We start from the raw sequence: 12,625 nt of genomic DNA on the forward strand, positions 1-12,625 counted from the left end.
TCAGCCCTTGATCGTCGTCCAGGCCTGGGTCCAGGCCGAGTAGTCCTTGCAGGTCACGTCGGTGCGGCCGTCGACGCACTGGGCGAGCGGCGTGGTCCAGTACCAGACCTGGTCGAAGTAGGACTCGTCGTCCGCGTGGAACGTCTTGCAGTGGTTCTTGTCGGCGGTCTGCTCACACGCGAGCTTGTTCGACGGGGCCTCCCCGAACCACTCGGCGACCTGGGCGTTCGCCTTCGGCGAGACGATGTAGTTCATCCACAGGTAGCCGCAGTTCGGGTGCTTGGCCTTGGCCGCGATCATCCAGGTGTCGGACCAGCCGGTCGCGCCCTCGGTGGGCAGCACCGACTCGACCGGCGCCTTGTCGGCCTGCGCCAGGTTGACGATGACCTGCCAGGACGTACCCAGGACGGAGTTGCCGGACTTGAACGCCTGGACCTCCTTGGTGTAGTCCGACCAGTACTCGCCGATGTTCTTGTTCTGCTCCTTGAGCAGGCTGACCGCGGCGTCGAACTGCTTGTCGTCCAGCGCGTAGGGGTTCTTGATCCCCAGGTCCGGCTTGGTCTTCATCAGGTAGAGCGCGGCGTCGGCGATGTAGATCGGCGAGTCGTACGCGGTGATCTTGCCCTTGTACGGCGAGTTCGCGTCGAACACCGCGCCCCACGACGTCGGCGCCGGCGTGACCGTGTTCTTGTTGTACATCAGCACGTTCGCGCCCCGGCCGTGCGGAATGCCGTAGGCGACGCCGTCGACCGAGTTCCAGGCCTTGTTCTTCAGCCCGTCGAAGATGTCCTGGTAGTTCGCGACCAGGTCGGTGTTCACCGGCGCGACGTCCCCGCCGTAGATCAGCCGCAGCGACGCGTCGCCGGAGGCCGAGACCACGTCGTAGTCGCCGGTCTTCATCAGGGTCACCATCTCGTCCGAGGTGGCGGCGACCTTGTTGTTGACCTGGCAGCCGGTCTCCTTCTCGAACGGCGTGACCCAGTCGACGCTCTTGTCGGTGGTGCCGTCCTCGACGTAGCCGGCCCACGACACGATGTTGACCGTGCCCTCGCCGGCGCCGAGCGCCGCCAGCTTGTCGATCTTCGGGACGGTGAGGCCGCCCGGGCCGGAGCCGGTCGAGCCGCCGCCGCTGTCCCCGCACGCGGCCAGCGTGAGCACGCCCACCGCCAGTACCGCCGTCATCCATCTGCCGTTATGCCGCATCCGCGTTGTCCTTTCCGAGGGGGATTTCGATCACGTGCTCGTCAAGCCAGCTGAGCCGGACCCGCTGCCCCCGCAGCCCGGTTCGGAGCGTGCGGTTCTGCTCCACGACGACCATCCGGGCGCCGGCGTCCAGGTCCACCACGTAGCGGGTCATCGCACCCGCGTAGATCACTTCCGCGACGACGCCGTTGTGCGCGCCCTCGGTCGAGATGTCCACTTTTTCAGGACGTACTGAGAAATTTCCGTCGCGACCCACCAGCGCCTTCGCGACCTCCCCGCTGAACACGTTGGACGTGCCGACGAAGCCGGCCACGAACGCGGTCGCCGGCTTCTCGTAGACCGCGGACGGCGTGCCGACCTGCACGATCCGGCCGGCGTCGAAGACCGCGACCCGGTCGCTCATGGTCAGCGCCTCGTCCTGGTCGTGCGTCACGAAGACGAACGTGATGCCGACCTCGCGCTGGATCGCCTTCAGCTCCACCTGCATCTGCTCGCGCAGCTTGAGGTCGAGCGCGCCGAGCGGCTCGTCCAGCAGCAGCACCTTCGGCCGGTTGACCAGCGCCCGGGCCAGGGCGACGCGCTGCCGCTGGCCACCGGACATGGCGGCCGGCTTGCGCTTACCGAAGCCTTCTAGTCGGACGCTGGCCAGGGCCTGCTCGGCGCGCTCGCGACGGTCCCGCTTGCCGACCTTGCGGACCTTCAGGCCGTACTCGACGTTCTCGATCACGCTGAGGTGCGGGAACAGCGCGTAGTCCTGGAAGACCGTGTTCACGTCGCGCTCGAACGGCGCCAGCCGGGTGACGTCCCGGCCGGCCAGCTCGACCGTGCCGGCGGTGGGCAGCTCGAAGCCGGCGATCATCCGCAGCACCGTGGTCTTGCCGGAGCCGGACGGGCCGAGCATCGAGAAGAACTCGCCGTCGGCGATCTCCAGGTCGACGCCGGCCACCGCCTCCACGCTGCCGAAGGACTTGCGCAGGCCGGACAGTTTGATCGCACTCATGCGCTCACACTCACGAATCTCAGCTCGGTCATCTCGTTGATCGCGTAGGCCGGCCCCTCCCGGGTGTTGCCGGCGTCGCCGACACCCCCGTAGGGCTGCTGGTCGGCGCGGAAGGTCGGCACGTCGTTGATCAGCACGCCGCCGAACCGCAGCTCGTTCGCGGCCCGCAGGGCCGCGGCCAGGTCCGGGGTGAAGACTCCGGCCTGCAGTCGCGCTTCGCTGTCATTGGCCATCGAGATGGCTTCGCCAATTTCGCCGTACGGCGTGACCGTCACCACCGGCCCGAACACCTCCTGGCGATAGACGTCCAGGTGGCGGGCGGGATCGGCGACGACAGCCGGCGTCAGGATCGGGCCCTGCCGCTCGCCGCCGGTGACCTCCGCGCCGGCGGCCCGGGCGGCGGCCAGCCAGTCGGCGACCCGGTCGGCGGCGGCCGCGGAGATCATCGGGCCCAGTTCGGTCCGCTCGTCGAGCGGATCGCCGAGCCGCAGCGTCGCGACCGTCTCCCGCAGCAGGCCGAGCACCTCGTCGTAGACCGAGCGGTGGGCCAGCACCCGCTGGGTGGAGATGCAGACCTGCCCGGCGTACGCGAAGCCGCCGCGCCGGATCGCGGCGACCGCCCGCCGCAGGTCAGCGCCCGGCTCGATGATCACCGGGGCGTTCGAGCCCAGTTCGAGCAGCACCCGCTTGCCGGCCGCGATCCGCTGGATCCGCCGGCCCACCGGCACGCTCCCGGTGAACGACACCACGGCCGGCACCGGGTGCTCGACCAGCGGCGTGCCGGTCTCCGGCCCGGTCCCGGTCACCACCGAGATCCAGTCGCCCGGCAGCCCGGCCTCGACCAGCAGGTCGACCAGCCGGATGGCCGAGATCGGGGTCAGCTCGGCCGGTTTGAGCACGATCGGGCAGCCGGCCGCGATCGCCGGGCCCAGCTTGTGCGCCACCAGGTTGAGCGGGAAGTTGAACGGGGTGATCGCGGCGACCACGCCGGCCGGGTGCCGGACCGCGAAGCCGAGCCGGCCCGCGCCGCCCCGCGAGGCGTCCATCGGGATCAGCTCGCCGGACAGCTTGCGGGCCTCGACCGCGGAGAAGCGGAAGGTGTCCGCGGCCCGGGCCGCCTCGGCGCGGGCGTCCACGATCGGCTTGCCGGCCTCCCGGGCGATCGTGACCGCGAACTCCTCGACCCGCTCGGTCAGCGTCTCGGCGGCCCGCTCCAGCACCTCGGCCCGGGCGTGCTGCGGGAAATCCCGTCGTTCGAGCACCTTCGCGGCGGCCGCGCAGGCATCCGCCACATGGGCCGGGGTCAATGCCGGGACGCGGCCGACCGGGGCGCCGTCCCAGGGACTGCGCACCTCGATCCACTCGGCGGCGCTCACCGGGCGACCGCCGATCCGGGCCGGAACCTGCAACACTTGTGAACCTCCTGCGACGTTCCGGTCACCGTAGGGGCAGCGGAGCGTGCTGGTAAATGGACATCCGTCCAGTCCTTACGCAGACGCGTTGTGCGGCCGTACAGTCCCGCCATGACCCTGCGTCTGGCCGATGTGCTCGCCGATCCCGACCTGAGCCTGCGCCTGGTCGACGGCGCGCTGGCCGCGCTGAACCGGCCGGTCCGCTGGGTCGCGGTCACCGAGCTGGCCGACCCGCGGCCGTTCCTCAGCGGCGGCGAGCTGGTGCTGACCACCGGGCTGAGCCAGCGGTCGGCGCGGGCGCAGCGCGAGTTCGTGGCCCGGGTCGCCGAGGGCAAGGCGGCCGGGCTGGGCTTCGGGATCGGGCTGAGCCACGACAAGATCCCGGCCGGGACGCTCGCCGAGGCGCGGGTGCACGGGTTGCCGGTGCTGGAGATCCCGTACGAGACGCCGTTCATCGCGGTCGACCGGTTCGTCGCCGACCGGATCCTCGAGGAGCAGTACGGCCGGTTCGCCGACCTGCTCGACGAGCACGACACGCTGGCCAAGTCGCTGCTCTCCGGGCGCGGGCTGGGCGCGCTGATCGAGTCGCTGCACCAGATCCTGGGCGCGCCGGCGATGGTGCTCGACGTCTACGGCGGGGTGCTGGCGACCGCGCCGGAGAGCGCCGCCTGGCCGGTGGAGCAGATCCTGTTCGCGGCCCGCGGGGGCGGCACCTCCCAGGATCAGCCGGCGATCCTGCCGATCACGGTGGAGGACAGTGTGGAGGCGTACCTCTGCTGTCGCCGGCCACGGCGGTCGGCGGACGTGTTGCCGTACGCGGTCAGTCTGGTCGGTCTTGAACTTGCCCGGCGGCGCGCCGAGCTGGCCGGCAAACGGCAGCTGGCCGGGCAGGTCCTGGAGGATCTGGTCCGCGGCATCATCGGTGGCCCGGAGGCGGAGCGCCGCCTCGCGCCGTTCGGGATCCGCGCCACCGACGAGCACGCGCTGCTGGTCGCGACGGTCGCCGCGGCCGACGGGCGGCGACTGCTGACCGCTCCCCCGCTGCCCGGCGGCACCACCGCGGTCGTCGAGGACTGCCTGATCGCGGTGCTGGAGCCGGGGCAGTCGGCGCGCGACGCCGCGCAGCTGCTGCACGCCCACCTGAGCCGGCACGGCGACCCGGCCCGGGTCGGCGTCGGCGGCTGGTACACCGGGATGACCGGTCTGCGGTGGAGCTACTACGAGGCGCACGAGGCGATGACCCGCGCCCCGGGCATCAACGAGCGCGAGCAGATGAGCCTCTCCGGCCTGCTGCTGGCCAGTGAGGACGTGCCGCTGCGGGACCTGGCCCGGGACGTGCTGCGCCCGCTGCGCGACTTCGACGCCGAGCACGGCGGGGCGCTGGTCGAGACGCTGCGCGCCTATCTGGACGAGAACGGGTCGGTCGCGGCGGTCGCCGGGCGGCTGATCGTGCACCGCAACACGGTCCGGTACCGCTTGGAGCAGATCGAGCGGCTGACCGGCCGCTCGCTGACCGCCACCGCCGACCGGGTCCAGTTGTGGCTGGCGCTGTCCGCCACACGCCTGGACACCGACCGACGCTGATCCTTACGATCATCGCCTCTACTCGATTGATCACGGGGATCACGTTGCGACGACTTCCTCTGCTCGCGGCCGCCATCGCGGTGCTGCTGCCGGCCACCCTGTTGAGCACCACCGGATCGGCGTCGGCCGCCTCCGGCAAACTCACCGTCAAGACCTACGACCGGGCCGGCAAGGTCTTCAAGACCCCGGTCCGGATCATGAACAACACCACGCTGGCGACCTATTCGGCGACCAGCTTCACGGCTAAGGCCCTGCCCAAGGGCGCCTACACGGTGTTCATGGACATCAACAACACCAAGGACGGCATCGACGGGCTGGGCACCGACACGATCGGGGCGCTGATCGTCAGCGTCCCGGCGAGCTCGGTCAGCGTCACGTTCGACGCGCGCAAGGGCAAGCCGGTCAACGTCCGGCTGGACCAGAGCCCGGGCGACGGCTACACGCCGACCGTGCGGGCGGCGCTCTGCCCGGGCTACATCGGCTCGATGGCCGAGATCGACGCGTGGAACCACCCGGGACAGCTCTTCGTCATCCCGAACAGCTCGAAGCAGCTGAAGTTCGCGTACTCGGCGGTCTGGGAGAACACCGACGCCGGCAACGCGTGGATCGTGTCCGGCGGGGTCCGGACCGGGGTGCCGGCCGGGGTCAGCAGCACGGTCAAGGCGTCCTCGCTGGCCACCGTCACCGCCGTCGCCCGGCGCGGGCCGGCCGGCGGCGTCATCAACAGCATCCGGCTGTACGAGCAGGACCAGTGCCGGGCCGGGTACGGCACCGTGGCCGCCAACGGGGAGACGCCCCAGGTGGGCCGGATCCGCGCCACGCCCGGCAAGTGGACGCTGGAGGCGGAGTGGTCGGGGACCGAGACGACCGGGGATATTCCGTTCATCGGTAACGACTCGCGCAAGCTGACGCTGACCGCCGGTCAGAAGATCGGGAAGACGTTCTTCGCCTCGGCCTGGGGCCCCGGGTTCCATGTCCCGGAGATGTCCGGCAAGACGGTGAGCTTCGGCACCGACAAGATGTTCAGCGACCCGGCCGCCCCGGAGATGTTCGAGGCCAGCCAGAAGTCCCTGGTCACCCTGACCGGTAGCAAGAACGCCCTGGTCAAGCGGCAGTGGCGGACCGGCTGGGGGGACGCCGGCGACCCGCAGTTCACCGCGAAGATCACCAAGGCCGGCTGGTACATCATGCGGGTCGACGCCACCCGGTACCGGCCCGGCCTGGTCTACCCGGCCGACCTGCTCTCGCCCCGGGTCCAGGCGATCTTCCGGATGCGACTGGACCCGAAGGCGAAGCCGCGCCTGGTCGACACGCTGCTGCCGCGGCTGGTGCCGAGTGGCCTGAACCAGCTCAACCAGGGACCGGCCGGCGGCAAGACGGTCGTGCAGATCAAGCCGGAGCGCGGCACCTGGAACCCGGACGTGGCCCGCGGCACGGCGACCGTCAAGACGGTCACCCTGCAGGTGTCGTACGACGGGACGACCTGGAAGTCGATGCCGGTCAAGAAGACCGGCACGACCTGGGCGGGCACGGTCACCAACCCGGCGAGCGGGACGGTCTGGCTGCGCAGCCGGATCACCAGCACGAGCGGGGCATACGCGCAGGTCGCCATCGCCCGCGCGTACGCCGTCGGCTAGCGGGTCAGGCGGCTCGGAGGCTTGCCGGGGATCTCCGACACCCCCGGCAAGCCGGGCCTCGCGCCTGCCGTCAGCAGGCGACCTCGCTGAGCACCGTGGGGATCGGGCCGCCCATCGGCGCACCCATCGGCAGGACGGCCACCGGCTCGAGAGCCGGCTCGCCGATGGCCTGGGCAGCGGCCGTCGCGAACCCCTCGGCGGCGTCGATGGCCTCCAGCGCGATGCCGCGGCGCTCACCCAACTGGACGCACCGCGCCGCAGCCAGTTCCGCCCGTAGCGACGTCAACCTGGTGAGGCAGTCGTCCATGAGAGCCAACATCTGATCATGCATGGTGAACGCCTCCTAGCCACACACCGCGAACAGGCCGCCGCCTCACGACGACGGCCTGACGGGGTCACTTCTTCTTCTTGTTCTTCTTGTCCTTCTTCGACTTCTTCTTGTTCTTGGCCATCTCAGCCCCCCTCTGATCGGCGTGCACAGCAGGCTCGATCGTAGGCTCCGCACCGAGCCAAGGGATACCGTTTGGTCACTCGCGGTAGATCCTACGTTTACTTCTTGTTCTCCCGGTTAGCGACTTGTGAAATCTCGACACCCGGGACGCACAGCCACATCGTGGACACCCGCGATCACCTGGGAGCGCGCCCGGCGGACCCGGGAAAACCGCAGGCAGCCGTAGGAATGTGCCAAAACGCGAGCGGCCGGCCCCGAGGGGCCGGCCGGTGGATCCGTGGCAGAGGTCGGTCAGGCGAGCTCGGCGAGAGCCGCCTCGATGGCATCCCCGGTGGCGGGGGCGTAGAGGTTGTCGTCACTTCGCGGACACAGACCGGTGGCCTCCAGCGCCTGCCGGACATGACCTTCGGCATTGACCACTTCGTACCCGTGGCCGCTGCGCATCGCGCGGGTGTAGCCGACCAGCAGGACCTCGATGCACTCACTGCCGATCAGGTCCACGCCGGCCATGTCGACGACGACCCGGGCGCCACGCGACCGGCCGAACGCCTGCTTCAGCTCTTTGCGCAGGTCGGCGCTGGACTGCCGGTCGAAACAGCCGTCCAGGTGCAGGAAGACGGTCGAGCCGGTCTTGCCCGGATTGCGGTGGATCACACAGCGCACTTCGCCCATACCGTCTGGTCTACCCAAGAGATGTGTACTCACGACCAACAGCGCGATAAGACGCAATACCCGGGCCTGAGGCCTGCGTCACTGCCCGCGCCCCGGGCGACCCGGCCGTCTACCGTGTGGCGGTGGAGATCGAACCCTGGTCGGTGGTCGCCGAGCCGGAGGCGCTCGCCCTGGCCGGACCGGGGGCGACGCTGCTGACCGGCGACGGCGCGGCCTACGCGGTCGGCACGGACACGATCGTGGTGATCGCCCCGTCGGCCGACAGCGACGGCGAGATCACCCTGCCCGGCCCGTTCCCGGAGCTGATCGAGCGGCGGCTGGCCGGGGTGCTGCGGCCGGCCGTGCGCGCGTTCGCCCGCCTGCCGCAGGGCTGCCTGACGCTCGGCGTGGCCCGGTCGACCGAGCTCGGCTACCGGCGCGGGGCGCTGCACGACATCCGGCTGACCTTCGAGTCGCCGATCCCGCCCGACCTGCTCGGGCGGGTGACTCCGGGTCTGGGCTGGCTGGAACAGGTCGGGTTCGACCCGGTGAACGCGATGCGGCGGTTCATCGGGGACTGGTATGACGACGTACCTCAAATTGGGGTTTTATCTGATTTTTCGGGTCCGCCCCCGTTGCAGGAGTTCTATGCGGCGGCGGCCGGGCGGCCCGAGGTGCACGGTGTCTCCAGCGTCGTCCTCCCGCAGCCGATCGGCGGGCGCCCGGACGGCCTGCTCACCTTCGGCCATGCCGGCGACGGCATGTTCACCCTGGTCATGGAGCCCGACGAGAAAGACCCGAGGATTTGGTACGAGGGTCTGAGCGACCGCCTCCTCCCGGAACGCGAACGCCTCAGCGGCTACCTGTTGCAGGCCACCCTGGCGCGGGCCGCGATGGACGGCCCGCTCGGCGGGATGGCGTTCGTCGACCGGCCCCAGGCGCGGCGGATCATCGCTCCGCTACGCCGGGTGCCGTTGCGCCCGATGCGCTGGCCGTGCCTGTTCTCCCGGTGTTACGCCGGTCCCGGCACGATCGTGCTGATCGGCGAGGACGACACGGACTGGTTCGAGATGTACGTCGGGGTCCGCCACCCGGGGCTGCTGCGCCGGCTGCGCAAGCTGGGCCTGGACTGGGAGTCGTTCACCGACTCGTGACCAGCAGGCCGTCGCGGGCCGCGGTCAGCTCCTCGATCGCCGCGGTCAGCGAGTCCGCGCCGGGCCCGTCGTCGGCGAGATTCCGGGCGGTGGCCAGCAACCGCAGGGTGCCGGTCATGTTGGCGGTCGCGGACTCCACCCGGCGGGCCAGGTCGTCACGCAGCATCGTCAGCAGAGACTCATTCACGGGGAGCCAGATCGGCCGCTCCGGCGCCGGGCTGAAGAAACCTTCACCGTTCTTCGAAACGTCCGATGGATGGGTCATGCCCGAAGCGCACCGTGCCCTGCGCCGGATCGACCTCCCCTCGACGATGGCCGTCGGCCTGCTCGTGTTCGTGGTGGGCTGGTTCCTGATCGGCCTGGGACACGTCTGGTCGCACCCGATCGTCGGCTGGCTCCCGCTCCCGGTGATCATCGGAATCTTCGTCACCGAGTGCCACCGGCTGTTCCGCAGCACGGCCCTGGACCGGGACACCCGGCGCTTCTGGGGACGGGCCGCCCTGGCCTCGGCGGTGCTGCTCCCCGGTGTCCTCAGCAGCATGGCCGACGCGCTCGGCGGGCCGGCGCTGTCGCAGACCTTCAGCACCCGTACCGAGGTGCTGTTCGCCCTGGTCCTGGCGATCATCCTGTGGGCGCTGCTGCGGCTGCCGGCCTGGCAGCGCTCCGGCAGCGACTGGCTGCGCTTCGGTCTGGACACCACCATCGTGCTGCTCACCGGCGGCGTGCTGACCTGGCACTTCTGGCTGAGCCGGCTCGAGTTCGGCAGCTCGCCGACGACCACGCCCGCCTCGATCCTGGCGATCGTCGGGGTGGCCGTCGTCTCGCTCGTCGCGTTCCTCAAGGTCGCCTTCGCCGGGGCCGGGCGACTGGACCGCGGGTCGCTGCACCTGCTGTCGGCCGGGGTCGCGCTGGCCGCGAGCACCGGGGGCGTCGCGCCGCTGCTGGCCGACCGGCCGTATCTCAGCACGACCCTGCTCGCCGTGCCGTTCTCGCAGGTCAGCGGCGTTCTGGCGGCCCGTCGTCAGTGGCGGAACCGGAACGCGGCGCCGGTGGAACGGTCCCGGGCGCGGCGGTTCAGCGTCCTGCCGTACGTCGCGGTCGCCGCCCTCTACGCCACCGTGCTCGCCTACGAGCTGCCCCAGGGCGGCGACGAGTCGGTGATCGCGATCGCCGCGACCGTGCTGACCGTGCTGGTCGTGGTGCGCCAGATCAGCACGCTGCGGGACAACTCCCGGCTGCTGGACACCGTCGACACCAGTCTGCGGCAGCTGCGGGCGTACCAGGAGGAGCTGAATCACCAGGTCAACCATGACCCGCTGACCGGGATCACCAACCGGCCGGCGTACGCGGCCGGGCTCTCCGCCCAGCTGGCCGGCGGCGAGCCGTTCGTCGTGGTGCTGCTCGACCTGGACGACTTCAAGGTGGTCAACGACCGGCACGGGCACGAGACCGGCGACGCCCTGCTGCGCGCGATCAGCACCCGGCTGCGGCAGAGTCTGCGCCCGCGGGACATCGTGGCCCGGCTCGGCGGCGACGAGTTCACCCTGCTGCTGCCCGGGGTCGGCATGGACGAGGCGGAGGAGCTGCTGCGCGGGCTGCTGGCCACGGTGCAGCGGCCGATGATGCTCGGCGGGCGCGAGATGGCCCCGCGGATCAGCGCCGGGGTCACCCTGAGCCGGCCCGAGGACTCGCCCGAGGAGCTGCTGCGCCGCGCCGACGTGGCGATGTACGCCGCCAAGAACGCCGGCGGCGGCCGGTGGACCTGGTTCGACCCGATCATGGACTCGCGGGCGGACACCGACGCGCGGCTCGGCGCCGACCTGCGCCAGGCCATCGCCCGCGACGAGCTGTTCCTGGTCTACCAGCCGATCGTGGAGCTGCCGACCGGCCGCCTCGCCGGCCTGGAGACGCTGGTCCGCTGGCGGCACCCGGAGCACGGGCTGGTCCCGCCGGCCGACTTCATCCCGCTCGCCGAGCGCAACGGCCAGATCATCGAGGTCGGCCGGTGGATCCTGGAGCAGGCGATGCGCCGGACCGCGGCGTGGCAGCGGGAGTACGGCGACGCCGCCCCGGACAAGGTGTCGGTGAACGTGTCGGCCCGCCAGCTCAACGAACCGGGCTTCCCGGACGAGGTCGCCGCGCTGCTGGCCGCGACCGGGCTGGACCCGGCACGGCTGGTGATCGAGGTGACCGAGACCGCGGTGCTCGGCACCGGGGCCGCGCTGGAGGCGGTACGCCGGCTCGACGAACTGGGTCTCAAGATCGCGCTGGACGACTTCGGCACCGGCCAGTCGTCGCTGAGCCTGCTCGTCGACACCCCGGTCAGCTGGCTGAAGGTGGACAAGTCGTTCGTCGACGGGGTGACCACCCGGAGCCCGCAGGCGGTGATCGTGGACGGGCTGATCGGGATCACCCGAGGTCTGCGGATCCAGGCGGTGGCCGAGGGCGTGGAGACCGCTGAGCAGGCCGAACGTCTGCACGCGGCGGGGTACCGGTTCGCCCAGGGCTATCACTTCGCGCGCCCGATGCCCGACTCCGACGTGGCTCTGCTGCTGGCGGATCCCGCTCATCGGGAATCTCGACAAACTCAACTGATTTAGTAGACAAGGTGGGCGATCGTCGAGCAGAATTTCCGCCCATGGACCTGACCATGGCGCTCGCGGGACTCGGCGTCGGCATCATCGTCGGCCTGACCGGCATGGGCGGCGGCGCCCTGATGACCCCGATCCTGGTGCTCTTCTTCCACGTCAACCCGGTCGCCGCGATCGGCAGCGACCTGGCCGCGAGCGCGGTGATGAAGCCGTTCGGCGGCGCCGTGCACGCCCGCCGCGGCACGGTCAACTGGAAGCTGGTCGGCTGGCTCTGCGCCGGCAGCGTGCCCAGCGCGTTCCTCGGGGTCCTGCTGCTGCGCCTGCTCGGTGACGACGCGAGCGTCCAGCACACCGTCAAGCTCGCGCTGGGCGTGGCCCTGCTGCTGGCGGTCGGCGGCATGCTCCTCAAGGCGTGGATCAGCCGGCGCGACGCCGACGGGCCGCCGGTCGAGATCGTCGTCAAGCCGCTGCCGACGCTGCTGATCGGGATCATGGGCGGCCTGGTGGTCGGGCTCACCTCGGTCGGCTCCGGCTCACTGATCATCGTGGCGCTGCTCGCGGTCTACCCGAAGCTGCGCGCCAACGACCTGGTCGGCACCGATCTCGTGCAGGCCATCCCGCTGGTCACCGCGGCCGCCCTGGGGCACGCGCTCTTCGGCGACCTGCACCTGGACATCGCCGGCGCGGTGGTGCTCGGCTCGATCCCCGGCGTGCTGATCGGCTCCCGGATCTCCTCGCGCGCCCCCGGCGGCCTGGTCCGGTCCGCGCTGATCATCGTGTTGCTGGCCAGCTCGCTGAAGCTGTTCGACGTCGACACCACGGTGGTCGGCGTGGTGACCGGCGCCGCGGTGCTGGTGGCGATCGGGCTCGGCGTGACCAAGCCGTTCCGGCCGGCCGGGAAGACCGAGCGGGAGTCCGTCCCGGTCTGACTCATCTCCGGTC

The 12,625-nt window shown here is 70.9% G+C and carries 11 protein-coding genes; 5 read left to right on the forward strand and 6 right to left on the reverse strand.

The window, feature by feature from the left end:
• Genes L3i22_RS42925 through L3i22_RS42935 form a run of 3 tightly spaced genes read right to left on the reverse strand, consistent with a single transcriptional unit; the run spans nucleotide 1 to nucleotide 3,615 of the window.
• Nucleotides 1–1,182 (reverse strand): ABC transporter substrate-binding protein, encoded by a 1,182-nt coding sequence (locus L3i22_RS42925; RefSeq protein WP_221323169.1) that lies wholly within the window; start codon nucleotides 1,180–1,182, stop codon nucleotides 1–3.
• 10 nt (nucleotides 1,183–1,192) lie between these two features.
• Entirely contained in the window at nucleotides 1,193–2,203 is a 1,011-nt protein-coding gene (locus L3i22_RS42930) for an ABC transporter ATP-binding protein (RefSeq protein WP_221323170.1), read from the reverse strand.
• Nucleotides 2,200–3,615 carry an aldehyde dehydrogenase family protein gene (locus L3i22_RS42935; RefSeq protein ID WP_255657585.1) on the reverse strand — a complete coding sequence of 472 codons (1,416 nt, stop codon included), beginning with the start codon at nucleotides 3,613–3,615 and terminating at the stop codon, nucleotides 2,200–2,202. The genes L3i22_RS42930 and L3i22_RS42935 overlap by 4 nt, the downstream gene beginning before the upstream one ends.
• Nucleotides 3,616–3,726: 111 nt before the next feature.
• Here L3i22_RS42935 and L3i22_RS42940 point away from each other — a divergent pair, with 111 nt between their 5' ends.
• Both L3i22_RS42940 and L3i22_RS42945 read left to right on the forward strand, forming a co-directional pair.
• A complete protein-coding gene (locus tag L3i22_RS42940; protein WP_221323171.1) occupies nucleotides 3,727–5,199 on the forward strand; it encodes a PucR family transcriptional regulator in 1,473 nt (490 codons plus the stop codon).
• A gap of 44 nt (nucleotides 5,200–5,243) precedes the next feature.
• Nucleotides 5,244–6,836, forward strand: coding sequence for a hypothetical protein (locus L3i22_RS42945; RefSeq protein WP_221323172.1), 1,593 nt, complete (start codon nucleotides 5,244–5,246; stop codon nucleotides 6,834–6,836).
• Between the two features lie 70 nt (nucleotides 6,837–6,906).
• On the opposite strand, the gene L3i22_RS42950 is transcribed toward L3i22_RS42945, so the two are convergent.
• Together L3i22_RS42950 and L3i22_RS42955 are read right to left on the reverse strand one after the other, a co-directional pair.
• Nucleotides 6,907–7,143: a hypothetical protein gene (locus L3i22_RS42950; protein WP_221323173.1), complete on the reverse strand. Its 237-nt coding sequence runs from the start codon at nucleotides 7,141–7,143 to the stop codon at nucleotides 6,907–6,909.
• Between the two features lie 435 nt (nucleotides 7,144–7,578).
• Nucleotides 7,579–7,959 (reverse strand): STAS domain-containing protein, encoded by a 381-nt coding sequence (locus L3i22_RS42955; protein WP_221323174.1) that lies wholly within the window; start codon nucleotides 7,957–7,959, stop codon nucleotides 7,579–7,581.
• 122 nt (nucleotides 7,960–8,081) lie between these two features.
• On the opposite strand from L3i22_RS42955, the gene L3i22_RS42960 reads away from it, so the two are divergent.
• The gene (locus L3i22_RS42960) at nucleotides 8,082–9,092 is read left to right on the forward strand and encodes a hypothetical protein (RefSeq protein ID WP_255657586.1); all 1,011 of its coding nucleotides are present in this window, start codon (nucleotides 8,082–8,084) and stop codon (nucleotides 9,090–9,092) included.
• Here the strand turns inward: L3i22_RS42960 and L3i22_RS42965 are convergent.
• Nucleotides 9,079–9,279 (reverse strand): hypothetical protein, encoded by a 201-nt coding sequence (locus tag L3i22_RS42965; RefSeq protein ID WP_221323176.1) that lies wholly within the window; start codon nucleotides 9,277–9,279, stop codon nucleotides 9,079–9,081. The two genes, L3i22_RS42960 and L3i22_RS42965, sit on opposite strands and share 14 nt — an antisense overlap.
• 76 nt (nucleotides 9,280–9,355) lie before the next feature.
• Here L3i22_RS42965 and L3i22_RS42970 point away from each other — a divergent pair, with 76 nt between their 5' ends.
• Complete coding sequence (locus L3i22_RS42970; RefSeq protein WP_255657587.1) at nucleotides 9,356–11,692, forward strand: bifunctional diguanylate cyclase/phosphodiesterase; 2,337 nt, start codon at nucleotides 9,356–9,358, stop codon at nucleotides 11,690–11,692.
• A 38-nt stretch (nucleotides 11,693–11,730) separates the two neighbouring features.
• Nucleotides 11,731–12,612 carry a sulfite exporter TauE/SafE family protein gene (locus tag L3i22_RS42975; protein WP_221323177.1) on the forward strand — a complete coding sequence of 294 codons (882 nt, stop codon included), beginning with the start codon at nucleotides 11,731–11,733 and terminating at the stop codon, nucleotides 12,610–12,612.
• Nucleotides 12,613–12,625: the final 13 nt, after the last annotated feature.

The sequence above is a fragment of the Actinoplanes sp. L3-i22 genome (assembly GCF_019704555.1).
Lineage (GTDB): Bacteria > Actinomycetota > Actinomycetes > Mycobacteriales > Micromonosporaceae > Actinoplanes.

What these genes read in the sequence shown, in the direction of transcription:
- L3i22_RS42925 (WP_221323169.1), bottom strand. Translation starts at nt 1,182, where the DNA reads ATGACGGCGGTACTGGCGGTGGGCGTGCTCACGCTGGCCGCGTGCGGG.
- L3i22_RS42930 (WP_221323170.1), bottom strand. Translation starts at nt 2,203, where the DNA reads ATGAGTGCGATCAAACTGTCCGGCCTGCGCAAGTCCTTCGGCAGCGTG.
- L3i22_RS42940 (WP_221323171.1), top strand. Translation starts at nt 3,727, where the DNA reads ATGACCCTGCGTCTGGCCGATGTGCTCGCCGATCCCGACCTGAGCCTG.
- L3i22_RS42950 (WP_221323173.1), bottom strand. Translation starts at nt 7,143, where the DNA reads ATGGACGACTGCCTCACCAGGTTGACGTCGCTACGGGCGGAACTGGCT.
- L3i22_RS42955 (WP_221323174.1), bottom strand. Translation starts at nt 7,959, where the DNA reads ATGGGCGAAGTGCGCTGTGTGATCCACCGCAATCCGGGCAAGACCGGC.
- L3i22_RS42970 (WP_255657587.1), top strand. Translation starts at nt 9,356, where the DNA reads ATGCCCGAAGCGCACCGTGCCCTGCGCCGGATCGACCTCCCCTCGACG.
- L3i22_RS42975 (WP_221323177.1), top strand. Translation starts at nt 11,731, where the DNA reads ATGGACCTGACCATGGCGCTCGCGGGACTCGGCGTCGGCATCATCGTC.